General features: G+C 73.5%; 15 protein-coding genes. 4 read left to right on the forward strand and 11 right to left on the reverse strand.

Features of this window, described 5'->3' with window-relative positions; translation table 11 throughout:
* Window positions 1-48 precede the first annotated feature (48 nt).
* The 6 genes from ACFQZY_RS02410 to ACFQZY_RS02435 are packed head-to-tail and all read right to left on the reverse strand — an operon-like array spanning window position 49 to window position 5,939.
* Complete coding sequence (locus ACFQZY_RS02410) at window positions 49-738, reverse strand: SDR family NAD(P)-dependent oxidoreductase (RefSeq protein WP_377412128.1); 690 nt, start codon at window positions 736-738, stop codon at window positions 49-51.
* A gap of 12 nt (window positions 739-750) precedes the next feature.
* On the reverse strand, window positions 751-1,521 hold the full coding sequence (locus ACFQZY_RS02415; protein ID WP_377412131.1) for an HpcH/HpaI aldolase/citrate lyase family protein: 771 nt from the start codon (window positions 1,519-1,521) through the stop codon (window positions 751-753).
* Between the two features lie 8 nt (window positions 1,522-1,529).
* Window positions 1,530-2,699: an iron-containing alcohol dehydrogenase gene (locus tag ACFQZY_RS02420; RefSeq protein WP_377412135.1), complete on the reverse strand. Its 1,170-nt coding sequence runs from the start codon at window positions 2,697-2,699 to the stop codon at window positions 1,530-1,532.
* A gap of 13 nt (window positions 2,700-2,712) precedes the next feature.
* On the reverse strand, window positions 2,713-3,882 hold the full coding sequence (locus tag ACFQZY_RS02425) for an exo-alpha-sialidase (protein ID WP_377412138.1): 1,170 nt from the start codon (window positions 3,880-3,882) through the stop codon (window positions 2,713-2,715).
* The gene (gene pdxA, locus ACFQZY_RS02430) at window positions 3,876-4,913 is read right to left on the reverse strand and encodes a 4-hydroxythreonine-4-phosphate dehydrogenase PdxA (protein ID WP_377412142.1); all 1,038 of its coding nucleotides are present in this window, start codon (window positions 4,911-4,913) and stop codon (window positions 3,876-3,878) included. The genes ACFQZY_RS02425 and pdxA overlap by 7 nt, the downstream gene beginning before the upstream one ends.
* 30 nt (window positions 4,914-4,943) lie before the next feature.
* On the reverse strand, window positions 4,944-5,939 hold the full coding sequence (locus ACFQZY_RS02435; protein ID WP_377412145.1) for a Bug family tripartite tricarboxylate transporter substrate binding protein: 996 nt from the start codon (window positions 5,937-5,939) through the stop codon (window positions 4,944-4,946).
* Window positions 5,940-6,075: 136 nt separating this feature from the next.
* Here ACFQZY_RS02435 and ACFQZY_RS02440 point away from each other — a divergent pair, with 136 nt between their 5' ends.
* Window positions 6,076-6,882: a DeoR/GlpR family DNA-binding transcription regulator gene (locus ACFQZY_RS02440; protein ID WP_377412148.1), complete on the forward strand. Its 807-nt coding sequence runs from the start codon at window positions 6,076-6,078 to the stop codon at window positions 6,880-6,882.
* Window positions 6,879-8,030 carry a four-carbon acid sugar kinase family protein gene (locus ACFQZY_RS02445; RefSeq protein WP_377412151.1) on the forward strand — a complete coding sequence of 384 codons (1,152 nt, stop codon included), beginning with the start codon at window positions 6,879-6,881 and terminating at the stop codon, window positions 8,028-8,030. Before ACFQZY_RS02440 ends, ACFQZY_RS02445 begins: the two co-directional genes overlap by 4 nt.
* Here ACFQZY_RS02445 and ACFQZY_RS02450 read toward each other — a convergent pair.
* Complete coding sequence (locus ACFQZY_RS02450; protein ID WP_377412154.1) at window positions 8,027-10,318, reverse strand: NADP-dependent malic enzyme; 2,292 nt, start codon at window positions 10,316-10,318, stop codon at window positions 8,027-8,029. The two genes, ACFQZY_RS02445 and ACFQZY_RS02450, sit on opposite strands and share 4 nt — an antisense overlap.
* A gap of 228 nt (window positions 10,319-10,546) precedes the next feature.
* Here ACFQZY_RS02450 and ACFQZY_RS02455 point away from each other — a divergent pair, with 228 nt between their 5' ends.
* The gene (locus ACFQZY_RS02455; RefSeq protein ID WP_377412156.1) at window positions 10,547-11,479 is read left to right on the forward strand and encodes a dihydrodipicolinate synthase family protein; all 933 of its coding nucleotides are present in this window, start codon (window positions 10,547-10,549) and stop codon (window positions 11,477-11,479) included.
* A gap of 6 nt (window positions 11,480-11,485) precedes the next feature.
* The gene (locus ACFQZY_RS02460; protein ID WP_377412157.1) at window positions 11,486-12,163 is read left to right on the forward strand and encodes a nitroreductase; all 678 of its coding nucleotides are present in this window, start codon (window positions 11,486-11,488) and stop codon (window positions 12,161-12,163) included.
* Between the two features lie 74 nt (window positions 12,164-12,237).
* Here ACFQZY_RS02460 and ACFQZY_RS02465 read toward each other — a convergent pair whose 3' ends face one another.
* From ACFQZY_RS02465 to ACFQZY_RS02480, 4 genes are read right to left on the reverse strand one after another with little or no spacing between them, the layout of a single operon-like run.
* Window positions 12,238-13,425: an acetyl-CoA C-acyltransferase gene (locus ACFQZY_RS02465; protein ID WP_377412159.1), complete on the reverse strand. Its 1,188-nt coding sequence runs from the start codon at window positions 13,423-13,425 to the stop codon at window positions 12,238-12,240.
* Window positions 13,404-14,816, reverse strand: a complete 1,413-nt coding sequence (locus ACFQZY_RS02470) for an AMP-binding protein (RefSeq protein ID WP_377412163.1) — start codon at window positions 14,814-14,816, stop codon at window positions 13,404-13,406. Before ACFQZY_RS02470 ends, ACFQZY_RS02465 begins: the two co-directional genes overlap by 22 nt.
* A 6-nt stretch (window positions 14,817-14,822) precedes the next feature.
* Window positions 14,823-15,395 carry a biotin transporter BioY gene (locus ACFQZY_RS02475; RefSeq protein ID WP_377412166.1) on the reverse strand — a complete coding sequence of 191 codons (573 nt, stop codon included), beginning with the start codon at window positions 15,393-15,395 and terminating at the stop codon, window positions 14,823-14,825.
* 43 nt (window positions 15,396-15,438) lie between these two features.
* Window positions 15,439-16,032, reverse strand: coding sequence for a CbiQ family ECF transporter T component (locus ACFQZY_RS02480; RefSeq protein ID WP_377412168.1), 594 nt, complete (start codon window positions 16,030-16,032; stop codon window positions 15,439-15,441).
* Window positions 16,033-16,036: the final 4 nt, after the last annotated feature.

A 16,036-nucleotide genomic window follows, 5' to 3' on the forward strand; every position in this document is an offset into this window, starting at 1 on the left:
ATGGTTATGGGTTGCAGAGGGTAGCGATGCGGGGTCGCGCGGCGCGGTTCAGAGGGAGGCCCCGCCGCACATCACGATCTGCTGCCCGGTGATGGCCCCGCCCTCGGGGCCCACCAGGAAGGCCGCCATGCCTGCCACTTCCTCAGGACGCACGAGGCGGCCGATGGGGGGCATGCGCGGCGGGGTCTGCGCCCGCGCGGGATCGCGCAGGAAAGGGGTGTCGGTGGCGCCGGGCGCCAGCACGTTGACGGTGATGCCGCGCGGCGCGAGTTCGGCGGCCCAGGAGCGCGCCATGCCGACCAGGGCGGCCTTGGTGGCGGCGTACTGGCTGCGGGTCGGCGCGCCGATGGCGACGCGGCTGCCCACGAGGACGATGCGGCCGCCGTCGTTCATGCGGCCAACCAGTTGGTTGGCCAGTCGCTCGGCGGCCTGCACGTGCACCTGCCACATGCCCTGCGAGGCCTCGGCGTCGAGCTCGCCCAGGGGCGCGGTGCGCATGAAGCCGGCGGCGTGGACCAGGGCGTCGAGCCGGCCGATGCCTGCGCAGGCGGCATCAATGTGCGCCGGGTCGGCCACGTCGGCCTGCACGATGCGCAGGCGCTCGTGCGTGTCGGCCGGCTGCGAGCGGCACAGGCCGGTGACCTGCCAGCCCTCCTGCAGCAGCCGCAGCGCGATGGCGCGGCCGATGCCGGAGGAGACGCCGGTGATGACGGCGTGGCGCGGGGTGGATGCGGCCATGGGGGCAGGACCTCAGGCCAGGCGGTAGCGCGCGGCCACGGCGTCGGCGCCGGCGATCAGCAGGTGCAGGTCGGTGCCCACGCCCACCATGGTCGCGCCGCCCTCGAAGTAGTGGTCGGCCTTGCCGTCGGCGGCCAGCACGCCGCTGGCCTTGCCGGCGGCAGTGGCCACGGCGAAGGCCTGGCGGATGGCCGCCTGCACCTCGGGGTGGTTGGCCTGGCCGCGGTAGCCCAGGGCGGCGGCGAGGTCCGAGGGGCCGATGAAGACGGCATCGACGCCGGGCACGCGGCAGATCGCGTCCAGGTCATCCAGCGCCTCGCGCGACTCGATCTGCACGATCACGCCGATCTCGTCGTTGGCGCGGGCCATGTAGTCCTTGTAGCGGGTGTAGTTGCCGGCGCGGGTGCTGCCGGCCACGCCGCGCACGCCCTCGGGCGCGAAGCGGGTGAAGGCCACGGCGTCGCGGGCCTCGGCGGCGTTGCGCACGTTGGGGATCATGATGTTGGGCGCGCCGGCGTCGAGCACGCGCTTGATCCAGCCCATGTCGAGGATCGGCACGCGCACGATGGGGGCGACGTCGCGGCCGCGGCAGGCCAGGAGCTGCTGGCCCACGTCGTACAGGTCGGTGGGGCTGTGCTCCATGTCGAACAGCAGCCAGTCGAAGCCGGAGTCGGCCACGACCTCGGCGATCTGCTGGTGGGCGAAGGTGACCCACAGGCCGACCTGGCGGCGGTTCTCGGCCAGGGCGCGCTTGAATTGGTTGACGGGCAGGGAGTTGTTCATCGTTGTTCTCAGATCAGCGCGGCATAGATCGCGCGCATCTCGGCGCGGCCCATGGGGCGGGGGTTGTTGTCCAGGAGGCGGGTGACCTTGGCGGCGCCGTCGACCAGGCCGTCGAGGTCCTGCTCGCCGATGCCGACATGGCGCAGCGTGTCGGGGATGCCGAGGTCGGCGTTCAGCTGGGTCAGGGCGGCGACGAAGGCGTCGGCCGCGGCGGCGTCGGACAGGCCGTCGACGGACAGGCCCATCGCCCGCGCCATGGCGGCGAAGCGCGCCTCGTTGCCGACGCGGTTGTAGGCCATGACCGAGGGCAGCAGGATGGCGTTCGACAGGCCGTGCGGCATGCGGTACTTGCCCCCCAGCGGGTAGGCCAGCGCATGGACCGCGGTGGTGCTGGAGGTGGCGATGCACACGCCGCCCCAGTAGGCGCCCATGAGCATGTCTTCGCGGGCGGCGATGTCGCCGCCGTCGGCCACGGCGCGGCGGATGCTGCGACCGATCAGGCGGATGCCTTCCAGCGCGTACAGGTCGCTGAAGGGGTTGCCCTTCTTCGAGCAGTAGCACTCGATGCAGTGCGTGAGGGCGTCCATGCCGGTGGAGGCCGTCACGTCGGCCGGCAGCGTGAGCGTGAGCAGCGGGTCGAGGATGACCGCGTCGGGCAGCAGGTAGGGGCTGACGATGCCGATCTTCAGTTCGTCCTCGGGCACCAGGATGATGGAGTTGGGCGTGGCCTCGGCGCCGGTGCCCGAGGTGGTGGGCACCATGATGTTCGGCAGGCCACGCGCGGTGATCTCCACCTTCTTCGACAGCAGGTCGCGCAGGTCCTGGCCCTGGGGCAGCATGACGGCGAGGATCTTGGCAACGTCGATCGCGCTGCCGCCGCCGATGCCGACCACCAGGTCGAACGGGCCGGCGGCGCGGGCGGTGGCTTCGATGGCCTGAACGTCAGCCACATCGGGCTCGGCGGGGGTGTTGGCGATGACGGTGACGGCGATGCCGGCCGCTTCCAGGTTGCGGCGGGTGGCCTCGAGGTGGCCGGTAGCGGCGACGCGCTTCGTGCTGACGATCAGCACGCGGCGCGCGCGGAAGTGGCCACGCGCCAGTTCGGGCAACTGGCCGAGGCTGCCGGCACCGGAGTGCACGCGGCCCGGATTGAGCAGGAGGTAGGGTTGGGTCGTCATGGAATACCTGGGGTCAGGCCACGCGCGTGACCCACTCGGGCATCACGCGGGCATGGCGAATGTGCTGGCGGAAGACGGTGTAGGCCAGGTGCAGCGCGCCGTCCGCGCCCTGGCGGATCGAGGGGTAGGAATACTCGCGGTTCAGGCGCTGCTCGCTGTTGTTGGTCATGCAGAAACCGTCGCCGGTTTCGAGGTTGCGTTGCCAGGGCCAGGTCAGGCCGTCGTCGTCGGACAGGGCCAGCGTGAGCGGGGCGCGCGGCGCGCCCCAGAAGGCACGGCGCTCGGGGGCGGCCACGGCGGGGGCGGCGGCCTCGGGCTTCTTGTCTCCCTCGTCCTCGAGCTCGTCGTACAGCGACTCGCGGCGGCCGGTGGCGTCCAGCGCGCTGCTGGCGTTGAAGATCATCGCCAGGCGGCCGTCGGCCAGGCGGATCGCCTGGATCGAGGAGTTGTTGTTCGGGAGGGTCGTGGGCTTCGGCGCTTCCCAGGTCAGGCCGCCGTCGCTGCTGCGGGTGCGCCACACGTGGTCGGCCCAGCGACTGCGGAAGAAGGCGACCAGGCCGCCGTCCTTGCAGGCGATGATGTTCATGTGCACGCAGCCCAGGCTGTCCGGCACCTCGATGCGGGTCCAGGTCTTGCCCTGGTCGGTGGAGCGCAGCACGGCGCTGTCGTCCAGGCTGCCGTCCCAGGCGCGGCCCGGCACCGGCTTGCAGCGGAAGATCGGCAACAGCCAGGAGCCGTCGGCCTGCACCACCACCGGCTGGCGCACGAAGGTGCCGGTGCCGGCGTCGGCGATGGTCTCGACCGGGCCCCAGGTCAGGCCGTTGTCGTGCGAGACGCGGCGGCGAACCACGGCGGTGTCCTGGTGGCCGGCGCTCTGCGCGGTGTGCAGCAGCCACAGGCTGCCGTCGGGCGCGTTGAACAGGATGGGGTTCTGCTCGGAGCGGTCCGGGTCGTCGGACAGCTGCACCGGCTCGGTCCACTGCGTGCTGCCGGGGGCCAGGCGCGACATGAAGACGCAGATGTCCGAGCGGCCTTCCATGGAGCCGCCGAACCACACGCAGGCCAGCGTGCCATCGGGCAGTTCCATCAGGTTGGCAGCGTGGGCCTGCACGCGCGCGGTGGGCAGGTCGGCAACCTGGCGGGCCGGGTCCTCGGGGTGGGTGTGGAGGTGCCCGGTCAGCATGCGGAGGCCTCCTTGGCGGTGGCGCGCTGGCCGGAGATCAGCTTGAAGGCGTACTCGGCGGCCTCGACCAGGCTGTCGGCGTTGGCGATGCCCTGTCCGGCGATGTCGAAGGCGGTGCCGTGGTCCACCGAGGTGCGCAGGATCGGCAGGCCCAGGGTGATGTTCACGCCGTTGATGGCGTTCCACTTGCCCGTCTCCGGGTCGACCTGGAAGCCGAGCAATTTGACCGGAATGTGGCCCTGGTCGTGGAACATGGCCACCACCGCGTCGAACTGGCGCGCGCGCAGCTTGATGAACACGGTGTCGCCGGGCCAGGGGCCGGTGACGCCCTCGCCCCTGGCCGCGTACTCGCGGATCACGGGGGCGATGATCTCGTCGTCCTCCTTGCCCAGGATGCCGCCCTCGCCGCAGTGCGGGTTGAGGCCGGCCACGGCGACGCGCGGGTTCTCGATGCCCAGGGCGCGCAGGGCGTCCAGGGTGACGTCGAAGACGCGGCGCAGGCGGGTCGGGGTGATGCGGCCCGGCACGTCGGCCAGGGCGCAGTGGGTGGTGACGTGGGTCACGTGCATGGCGCCGTGGGCCAGCATCATCACCGCGTCACGCTGGCCGGTGAGGTGGGCCAGCATCTCGGTGTGGCCCTCGAACGGGTGGCCGGCCAGGTGCAGGGCTTCCTTGCACAGGGGGCCGGTGACGATGGCGTCGGCCTCGCCGGCCTGGACCAGCTCCACTGCCTTGGCGACGGCGCGGTAGGACCACTCCCCGCCCGCGGCGCTGACCTGGCCGGTGGTGAAGGGCGGGTCCACCGGGCCGACGTCGACCATGCGGTAGAACGGGCGGCCCTCGTCGTCGGTGGCCGGCAGGCCCATGCGGGCCTCGGCCTCGCGGATCGCGGCGGCGCTGCCCAGGACGATGAACTCGGCGCGGCCGCTGCGGGCCAGGCCGGCCATCTGGCGCGTGGCCTTGGCGGCGATCTCGGGGCCGATGCCGGCGGGGTCACCCATGGTGAAGGCCAGGCGGATGGGGGGGGTCATTCGGAGTGTCCTTTTCGCAAGGGGTGGGGATCAATCGGGCTTGATGTTGGCGGCCTTGATCAGGCGGCCGATGCGCTCGTTCTCGCCGGGCAGGAAGCGGGCGAGCTGCGCCGCCTCGCCGGTGCCGACGGCCACGCCGACGCCATTCAGCTTGGCAATCACGTCGGCATTCTTCAAGGCGGTGCCCAGGGCGGCGGAGAGCTTGGCCACCACGTCCTTGGGCGTCTTCGCCGGCGCGAACACCGCGTACCAGGCGGCGAAGTCGAACTGCGGGAAGCCGGCCTCGGCGAAGGTGGGCACGTTCGGCAGGTCGGCCAGGCGGGCGGAGGTGCCCACGGCCAGGGCGCGGACCTTGCCCGACTTGAGCAGGGGCATGCAGTTGGTGGCGGTGTCGAAGATCACCGGCACGCGGCCGCCCATGAGGTCCATGATGTGCGCGTTGCCGCCCTTGTACGGGACATGGGTCATGTCGACCTTGGTCTGCGACACGAACAGCTCGCCCGCCAGGTGCAGCGGCGAGCCGTTGCCCGACGACCCGTACATCACGCCCTTGGGGTCCTTGCGGGCGGCGTCGACCACTTCCTTGAGCGTCTTGAACGGCGACTCGTTGAAGGTGATGGCGATGATGGGCGCGCTGCCGATCATGCCCACCGGCTCGAAGTCCTTCAGCGGGTCGTAGTCGGCCTTGAGCATGTGCGGGCTGGCGGCGTGGGTGGCCAGCCCGCCGATCAGCAGCGTGTGGCCATCGGCCTGGGCGCGGGCCACGGCGGAGGCGCCGAGCATGGCGCCGGCGCCGGGCTTGTTGTCGATGATGGCGCTGCCGCCCAGGGCGTCGGCCATCTTCTGGCCGATCAGGCGGCCCAGCATGTCGTTCGCGCCGCCGGCGGGGTACGGCACGACGAAGGTCAGGGTCTTGCTCGGGAAGGCGGCCTGCGCGAAGGCCGGGCTGCCCCAGGCGGCGAGCGCGGCAGCCCCACCCGCGGTGGCGATGAACTGGCGGCGGGAGGCGAGCTTCAGGTCGGTCATGGGAGGTCTCCTGGTTGATTTGGAGCGGATTCAACCACAAACAATCATAAACGCGCAACATCGGTCAAACCCGATGACCGGTTATGGCAAGATGTGCGAACTTCGTGGCCCCGCGCCACCCCACCCCGGACGCCCCATGAGCAACGAGTTGACGGCCCCTCCCCTGATGCCGGCGCAGCGCCGCCAGCGCATCGTGGACTTCCTGCAGCGCCACGGTGCGGTCACCATCGGCCAGCTGGAGCAGGCCCTGGGGGCCTCGCTGTCCACCCTGCGCCGCGACCTGGACACGCTGTCGGCCGAGGGCATCGTGGACCGCACCCATGGCGGCGCGCTGCTGCGGCAGCAGGCCCCGGCCTACACCACCTTCGAGCCGGAGGCGGAGGCCGCCGCGGAACTCTCGCCGCGCGAGAAGGCCGCCATCGGCCAGGCCGCCGCCGCGGCGCTGGTGCCGCGCCAGAGCGTGATCTTCGACAGCGGCACCACGGTGCTGGAGGCGGCGCGCGCCGCGGTCCGCCGCGGCATCCCGCTGACGGCGGTGACCAACGACCTGGCCATCGCCCAGGTGCTGGGGCAATCGCCGCTGGTGCAGGTGCATGTGCTCGGGGGCGTGCTGCGCCCGGGCAGCCACACCGTCATCGGCCAGCCCTTGGTGGAACAGGCCGGCACCCTGCGCGCCGAGCTGCTTCTCATGGGGGCGCATGCCGTGACCGGCGACGCCCTCTCCGAGACCTCCGCCGAAGTGGCCGCCGTCAAGCGCGCCCTCATGGGCGCGGCCAACAGCCGCCGCCTGCTGGTGGACTCCTCCAAATTCCGGCCGCGCGCCTTCAAGCAGTTCGGCTCGCTCGCCGACTTCGAGGAGGTGATCACCGACCGCGCCCTGCCCGCCGCCGACGAGGAGCGCCTGCGCGCCCTGCCCCTGAAGCTCACGGTGGTCCAGCCATGACCGGCGCGGTGCAGCGCCTTCGCATCCTGGCCGACGACCTCACCGGCGCGCTGGACTGCGCCGCCGCCTTCGGCGCCGGCGCGCCGGTGCACCTGGGACGGCCGGCCTCGCCCGAGGCCCCGGGCCTGGACCTCGTGGCCACCGCCACGCGCGACGTGCCGGTGGCGGACCTGCCCAGCCTGCTGGCGCCCTGCGTGCCCTGGCTGCGCGGGGCGGACCTCGCCTTCAAGAAGGTGGACAGCCTGCTGCGTGGCAACACCTTCGACGAGGCCGACCACCTGGCCCGCGCCGCCGGCCTGCGCGGCCTGGCGTTCGCGCCCGCCTTCCCGGCGCAGGGGCGTCTCACCGAGGGCGGGCAGCAGTGGTGGGTCAAGGCCGACGGCACGCGCACCGCGGTGGCTGCCTCGATCCGGGAGGCCCTGGCCGCGCGCGGCTGGCGCGTGGAGACCGGGGCCACGCCGCCCGCGCCCGCGATGGGCGATGGCCTCGTCGCCTGGGTGCCCGACGTGCGTGGCGATGCCGACATGGATGCCGTCGCGGCCCGGGCCGTGGACGCCGGCGCCGGCTGGCTGTGGTGCGGCAGCGCGGGGCTGGCGCATGCGCTCGCGCGGCGGCTGCCGGCCGCCCGGCCCGCGGGTTCGGCGGCACCGGCCTCGCCCGCCTCACCGGACGTCCGGGCCGCCGGCGACGCCGGGGGCCCGGTGATGCTGGTCAGCGCCAGCCACCACCCGGTCTCGCGCGAACAGTGGCAGGTGCTGCGCGGCTCGCCGCGCGGCGGCGACTGCCTCCATGCCGAGGACCCGCGCACGCTGGCGCGGGATGCCCGCGGCTACCCGCCCCTGGTCGACCTGTGCGCCAGCGGGCGCCTGTCCCCCGGGGAAGCCGCGCAGCTGCTCGACGCCCAGGCCCGCGCGCTCGCGGCTCATGCGCCGCGCCCGCGCGTGCTCGTGGTGGTGGGCGGCGACACGCTGCTGGCGCTGTGCCGCCACCTGGGCGCCACCGGCCTCACCTCGCAGGTGCCGCTGGACCGCCCCGGCTGGGGCTGCGCGCGCATGGTGGGCGGCCGCTGGGACGGGCTGGTGTGCCACACCCGGTCCGGGGCCTTCGGCGGGCCCCGGGACCTGCTGGAGGTCGTCGGCAGCGTTTAAGCCGACGCCGCGGCGACCGCGGTCATGTTGAACACCCGGCGCACCGTCGCCGCCGGCGTCAGGATGTGGGCCGAGCCGGCCACGCCGAGCAGCATCGGACCCACGGTCACGCCGCCGCTGGTGGTCGTCTTGAGCACGTTGTAGAGGATGTTGGCGGCATCCAGGTTCGGGCACACCAGCAGGTTGGCCGAGCCGGTGAGCGTGCTGTCGTCCAGGTAGACGCTGCGGATGTTCGGCTCCAGGGCGGCGTCGCCATGCAGCTCGCCGTCGCACTCGATGTCGGGGTGCTGGGCCACGAACAGGTCGCGCGCCAGGCGCATCTTGCGGGCCGAGGCGCGCTTGGACGAGCCGTAGCTGGAGTGCGAGAGGAAGGCCACCTTGGGCACGATGCCGAAACGCGCCACTTCCTTGGCCGCCATGGCGGCGATCTCGGCGAGCTGTTCGGCGGTGGGGTCCTCGTTGACGTAGGTGTCGGCGACGAACAGCGGCCCGCGCGGCGTCATCAGCGCATTGACCGCGGCGTAATTGCGCACGCCGGCGCGCCGGCCCAGGATGGAGTCGACGCGCTCCAGGTGCGTCATCCAGTCGCCGGCGAGGCCGCAGATCAGGGCGTCCGCGTCCTTGAGGGCGACCATCAGCGAGCCGATCACGGTGTTGGAGCGGCGCACCGTGGCCTTGGCCGTCTCGGGGCTCACGCCATTGCGCTTCATCAGGCGGTGGTAGGCCTCCCAGTACTGGCGGAAGCGCGCGTCGGACTCGGGGTTGACGTTCTCCACGTCCACGCCCAGGCGCATGCGCAGGCCGGCCTTCTCGATGCGCGCGGCGATCACCGCCGGGCGGCCGATCAGGATCGGCGTGGCCACGCCTTCGTCGATCGCCATCTGCGCGGCGCGCAGCGCGCGCTCGTCCTCGCCGTCGGCATAGGCCACGCGCTTGGCGTCGGCGGGGCGGGCCTTGGCGGCGTTGAACACCGGCCGCATCAGCAGGCCGGTCTGGGTGACGAAGCTTTGCAGCTGCTGGCGGTAGGCCTCCCAGTCGGTGATGGGGCGGGTGGCCACGCCGGACTCGGCGGCCGCCCTGGCCACGGCCGGGGCGATGCGCAGGATCAGGCGCGAGTCGAAGGGCTTGGGGATCAGGTAGTCGGGGCCGAAGGCCAGGTCCTGGCCGGCATAGGCGCTGGCCACTTCCTCGCTGATGTCGGCCTTGGCCAGGTCGGCGATCTGGCGCACGCAGGCCAGCTTCATCGCCTCGGTGATCTTGGTGGCCCCGCAATCCAGCGCGCCGCGGAAGATGTACGGGAAGCACAGGACGTTGTTCACCTGGTTCGGGTAGTCCGAGCGGCCGGTGGCGATGATGCAGTCCGGCCGCACGGCCTTGGCCAGCTCGGGGCGGATCTCGGGCTCGGGGTTGGCCAGCGCCAGGATGATGGGCTTGCTGGCCATGGTCTTGACCATCTCGGCGGTCAGCACGCCGGGGGCGGAGCAGCCGAGGAAGACGTCGGCGTCCTTCACCGCGTCGGCCAGGGTGCGGGCCCCGGTGTCCTGCGCGTAGCGGGCCTTGGACTCGTCGTAGCCGCCGGGGCGGCCTTCGTAGATCACGCCCTTGGAGTCGCACACGAAGATGTTGCGCGGGTTCACGCCCAGGCCGACGAACACGTCCAGGCAGGCCAGGGCCGCGGCGCCGGCGCCGGAGACGGCCACCTTGACCTGGCCGATCTCCTTGCCCACCAGCTCCAGGCCATTGAGCATGGCCGCCGCCGAGATGATGGCGGTGCCGTGCTGGTCGTCGTGGAAGACCGGGATGTTCATGCGCTCGCGCAGCTTCTTCTCGATGTAGAAGCACTCGGGCGCCTTGATGTCCTCGAGGTTGATGCCGCCCAGCGTGGGCTCCATGCTGGCAATGATCTCGACCAGCTTGTCCGGGTCACGCTCGGCCAGCTCGATGTCGAACACGTCGATGCCGGCGAACTTCTTGAACAGGCAGCCCTTGCCCTCCATGACCGGCTTGGCGGCCAGCGGACCGATGTCGCCCAGGCCCAGCACCGCGGTGCCGTTGGTGATCACCGCGACCAGGTTGCCGCGCGAGGTGAAGTCGTGCGCCGTGGCCGGGTCGGCCGCGATGTCCAGGCAGGGATAGGCCACGCCCGGCGAGTAGGCCAGCGACAGGTCGCGCTGGTTGGCCAGGGGCTTGGTCGGCGCGATCGCGATCTTGCCGCGCGTGGGCAGGCGGTGGTAATCACGCGCAGCGTCGCGCAGCGCTTGTTCGGCGGGGGAGAGGTCTTGGGTCATGGGTGGGAGGACTGCGAACGTTCAGGGCGCCGGCCGTCGCGGCGGCCAGCGTGGGAAAAGCAATGGGATCGAGGGTGGAGCAACCGGGCGGGCAATGCTACGCGAGTAAACACCAGTGGCCCAGTGTGCCACCAGCCGCGGGTGCCGCGGCAACGGTGTGCATCCCCCGGGGCGGCCGCTGCGGCTTCCACTATGCTGCGGCCTGCCGACTCTGAAAGTACCGCTCCCATGAACCGTTTCGACCCGTCCGCCCAAGGCGTCTACCTGATCACCGTCACCCCCTTCACCGACACCGGCGCGCTCGACCTCGCGAGCACCGACCGCATGGTCGACTTCTGCCTCGAGCGCGGCGTCACCGGCCTGACCATCCTGGGCATCATGGGCGAGGCCACCAAGCTCACCGCCGAGGAGTCCCGCGCCTACGCCCGCCAGGTGGTGCAGCGCGTGGCCGGCCGGGTGCCGGTGGTGGTGGGGGTCTCGTCGCCCGGCTTCGCCGCCATGGGCGAGCTGACCCGCGCGGTGATGGACCTGGGCGCCTCCGGCGTGATGGTCGCGCCGCCCTCCACCGTGCGCACCGACGACCAGATCACGGGCTACTTCGACATGGTCAACGAGACGCTGGGCGAAGTGCCCTGGTGCCTGCAGGACCACCCCGTCTCCACCGGCGTGCAGATGTCGGCCGGCGTGATGCTGAAGATCCTGAAGAACTCGCCGCACTGCGTGATGGTCAAGCACGAGGACTGCCCCGGCCTGGCCAAGCTCTCCGCGATCCGAGCGGCCAGCGACCGCGGCGAGATCCGCCGCCCCGCCATCCTCACCGGCAACGGCGGCGGCCTGTTCCTGCCCGAGGAACTCACGCGCGGCGCCGACGGCGCCATGACCGGCTTCGCCTGGCCGGAGATGATGGTCGACGTGGTGGCGGCCCATGCGCGCGGCGACGTCGAGCGCGCCCACGACCTGTTCGACGCCTACCTGCCGCTGGCGCGCTACGAGCAGCAGGCCGGCATCGGCCTGGCGGTGCGCAAGCACCTGCTGCAGGCGCGCGGGGCGATCGCCTCCGCGTTCATCCGCAAGCCGGGTCCCAAGCTCTCGGCCCAGGACATCGCGGACCTCGACCGCCTGGTGCGCCGCCAGGACAAGCGCCTGGCCGAACTCGGCTGACGACGCATGGACCTGGCTCGCGCCTTCGACGCCCTGGCCACGCAGCGCCGCTCGGTGCGCGGCTTCCTCGGCACGCCCGTGCCGCAGGCGACGCTGCGCGAGCTGCTGGCGCTGGCGCGGCGCGCGCCCAGCGGCGCCAACCTGCAGCCGGGCGCCTTCCTCCTCGTGGAGGGTGAGGCGCGCCAGCGACTGAGCGAGGCGCTGGTCAACGCCTTCCGCGCCGGCGAGGAGGAGGCCGAGGACTACGACTACTTCCCCCGTCCCATGCCGATGACGCTGCGCAGGCGGCAGGTGGCCTCGGCGCAGGCGCTCTATGGCGCGCTGGGCATCGCCCGCGACGACCGCGCCGGGCGCGACGCGCAGTTCGAGCGCAACTTCCGCTTTTTCGATGCGCCGGCGGCCCTGGTCGTCACCATCGAGCGCGGCATGGGCGCCGGCTGCTTCATGGACCTGGGCATGTGCCTGCACGGGCTGATGCTCGCCGCGCAATCGCGCGGCCTGGCCACCTGCGCCATCGGCGCGATCGCCTCCTACCCCACCCTGGTGCGCCGCGCGCTGGGGCTGGACGACCGCTCGCTGGTGGTGTGCGGCCTGGCGATCGGCCAGGCGGACCCGCAAGCGCCGGTGAATGCGACGCAGACCGAGCGCTGCGAGGTGGACGAGTATTTCCGGGTGATCCGCTAGGGCCTGCCGGCGGATTCGCCGGCGCGCTCCCGGCGCAATCTGCCCCGCCCGGACGGCCCGCGCCGCCGCCGGCGTCAGAGCCGCTCGACGACCGCCGCCGCGCCCAGCCCGCCGGCCCCCGCCACCGCCGCCAGCCCGCGCGCGCCGCGCACCGCGTCGCGCTCCAGGTCCGACAGCAGACGCACCAGCGCGATCGCCCCCGACGCCCCGATCGGGTGGCCGCGCGCCAGCCCGCCGCCGCGCCGATTGAGCGCACCCGGCTCCAGGCCCAGCGCCTGCGCGAAGTCCAGCCCCTGCGCCGCGAAGGCGTCGTGCAGCTCGACCACCGCCATCGCCTGCGCATCGGCCTCGCCGCTGCGCCGCAGGGCCTCCTGCGCGGCGCGGGCCGCACCGAGCAGCGGCGTCTCGGGCGCCACGCCCACGCTGGCCCCGGCGACCCAGCGCGCGCGAGGCAGCAGGCCCAGGCGCTCGCAGGCCTGCGCCGAGGCGAGCAGCACGAAGGCCGCGCCATCCGCCTTGGCGGACACGTGCAGCGTGCTCATCGCGCAGTCGCCGGGGCCGCCCGCGGCACCGGCGTCGCCAGCCTCCCGGGCCGCGCCTTTCAGGACGGCGGGCATGCGCGCCGCCCTGCGCGCGTCGATGCGGCGCGGGTAGGCGTCGCGTGCCTGCCCCTGCACCGGCACGATTTCGCCGGCGAGGTCGGCCTCGGCCGCCACCGCGCGCTCGTGGCCGAGGCAGGCGTGGGCATCCTGCTGCGCCCGCGTCCAGCCGCGCGCCGCGGCATGGCGCTGGGCGGACTCCAGCATGTCCGGGTCGCGCGCCGGGTCGGGCGCGAAGGCGGGCCGCTCGTAGGGCACCGCCGCCTCGCCGGCCTGCAGCGGACGGTGCGCCCGCACCGGCGCGCGGCTCCAGGCCTCCACGCCGCCGGCCAGCACCACCTGCGCCTCGCCGCTGGCCACCAGGGCCGCGCCCAGGGCCACCGCGTCCAGGCCGGCGCAGCACTGCGTGTCCACCGTCAGCGCGGGGCAGGCGTCGGGCAGGCCGGCCGCCAGGGCCAGCATGCGGGCCGGGTTGCCGCCCGCGCCCAGGGCATTGCCCGCCACCACCGCGTCGACAGCGCCGGGCGGCACGCCGGCGCGCCGCAGCACCTCGCGCACCACCGGCGCGGCGATCTCGTGCGCCGCGAGCCCGCCGAAGCCGCCGCCATGCGGCAGCACCGCGCTGCGGGCCCAGGCCGCGATCAGGACAGCGGGCGAAGGCATGGCGTGCCCTCCTGCATCGCCAGCATCGCGGCGATGCGCGCGTGGTCGGTCTTGCCGCTGGTGGTCAGGGGCCAGTCCTCGCAGGCCAGGAAGCGGCGCGGCGCCTTGTACGGCTCGAGGCGCTCGCGGCAGGCCGCGGCGAGGTCCTGCGCGGTGGCGGGCGCCACGCCGGGCGCGGGGCGCACCACCGCCACCACCTGCTGGCCGCGCACCGGGTCCGGCACGCCGTGCACCGAGGCCGCGGCCACGCCGGCACAGGCGCCCAGCACCGCCTCGACCTCCTCGGGAAACAGGTTCTTGCCCTGGGTCACGACCATGCGGTTGCGTCGGCCGGCCAGGCACAGCCGGCCGGCGTCGTCGATCCAGCCCATATCGCCCACCGAGAGCCAGGCGCCGTCACGCACCGCCGCCGTCGGGTCGGCCTGGCCGCCCACGTAGTCCGTGAACAGCATCGGGCTGCGCACGAAGATCGCGCCGCTGCCGTCGGCCTGGCGCTCGCGGATCTCGAGGTCCACGCCCGCGAAGGGGCGGCCCACCGCCTGCGCGGGGGCGTTCTCGTCGGCGTCCATCCAGGCGATGAAGCTGGTCTCGGAGGCGCCATAGAACTCCACGATCCGCGCCCGCGGGAACAGCGCCCGCAGTTGCGGGGTGCGCTCGCGCATCCAGCGCGCACCACTGATCAGGATGAGGCGCACACCCTCCACCGGCGCGAGCGCGCGGCGCGCGGCCAGCTCCAGCATCATCGCCAGCTGGCTCGGCACGGCCACCAGGCAGGGCGTGCGGCCCTCGCGCAGGGTCTCCAGCGCGCGCGCCGCGGAGAAGCGCTCCTGCACCACCGCGCCGCCGCCGCTCCACACCCCCAGCAACATCGCGAAGAGGAACAGCGAATGCGAGATGCGCCCGGGCGCCAGCACGCAGGCCGCGGCGTCGGGCCCGAAGGTGTCCACGCACAGGCGGAAGCTCTCGGCCCAGGAGCGGTGGTCGCGGCGGAAGCCCTTGGGCAGGCCGGTGCTGCCCGAGGTGAAGCCGATGTAGAAGGGGTCGCCCGGCGACGGCGGGGCCGCGTCGGCGGGCGCGCTGGGCAGCGCCGCGTGCACGCGCTCGCGCACCGGGGCGCTCCAGTCCGGGTCGCCGACCGCGGCGCAGCGGCCGCTGGCGATGATGGCCAGGAACTGCACCACCTGGTCCAGCGTGGGACGCTGGCCGTCGACGAGGACGGTGCGCGGCGCGCGCGCCGCCGCGAGCGCCTGCGCGCCGCGCTGCACCGCCTCGTGCAGCTGCCGGAAATCCAGGGCCTGGCGGCCGTCCGCGAGGGCCGGCGCGTCACCGCGGACGGCGGCCCAGTGCGCCAGGGGCGCATGGACCAGGTCGGCCGGCGCGGCGGGGGTCACGGCCTCTCAGTGCGCGGCGCGGCCGCCGAAGCGCCAGTCCGGCAGGCCGCGGGCCACGGTGTGGACCACCAGGGCGCAGACCGCGCACTTGACCAGGTCGCCGGGCACGAAGGCCAGGGTGGCGGTGGCGGCCTGCAGCCAGGTCATCTGGGTCATGAAGACCAGGCCGGCCACGCCGCTGGCATGCACCACCAGCAGGCCGCCGACGAGGCTGGCGACGAAGGCGCTGGCCGCCGCACGGCGCGGCGTGGCCGCCGGCAGCGAGGCCATCACCAGGCCAGCCACCAGGGCGCCGACGGGCCAGGCCACCAGGTAGCCCACCGAGGGGCTGGCGAACACGCCCAGGCCGCCGCGGCCACCGGACAGCAGCGGCAGGCCCAGGGCCACCGCGCCGAGGAACAAGAGCAGCGCCTGCAGGCCGCGGCGCGGGCCGAGCATGCAGCCGGCGAGCATCACGCCCAGGGTCTGCAGGGTGATGGGCACGCCGAACGGCAGGTCGATCTTGGGGATGAGGCCCAGCACCGCGACCAGCGCGGCGAACAGGGAGACGAGGGCCAGGGAATGGCGGGAGGTGTTCATGGAATCGCTTTCGAATGGGGAGCCGGGGCTGGCGGCGGGGCCGTCACTTGCCGAGGCGGACCTGGAGTGTATCGGCCACGCGCCGGGCGGCCGTCAGCATGTGGATCACCAGGGGGCCGAGGATGCGCACGCCCCCGGGGCGGCCGGTACGCAGGCGGTGCGCCTCGTCCAGCCGGGACCAGACCACGAAGAACTGCTCGGTCCACCGCAGCATCAGCGCGAACTGCAAGGCGATGTCGCCGGTGCGCACGCCCACCCGCCGCAGCGGCGACAGCAGGCACTCGAGCACATGCAGCGACTCGTCGTAGCGCGTGGTGAGGGTGTAGGCCGCGCCGAGCAGCGCCGCCCCGAGCAGGCGCAGGGCGCTGGCCACGCCCAGCACCCATTGGCCCATGAGGGCCTGGAAGGCGATGACCAGCAGGCCGGCGACGAGCACCGCGACGACCAGCCTGCGCGCGCGCAGGCCGGCCGCGCCGAGCGAGGCGAATACCGCCACGCAGGCCGCGGTGACGGCCAGCAGCGGGCCGAGGCGGCCGGTCATGAACAGGCCGGTGCCGACGCCGGCGATCACCGCCAGCTTCACCCCGGCCGGCACGCGGTGCAGCCAGGTGCGCTGGTCGCTGTAGAGGCTGACCACGGCT

The sequence above is a fragment of the Ramlibacter sp. GCM10027632 genome (assembly GCF_042675325.1).
GTDB lineage: Bacteria > Pseudomonadota > Gammaproteobacteria > Burkholderiales > Burkholderiaceae_C > Ramlibacter.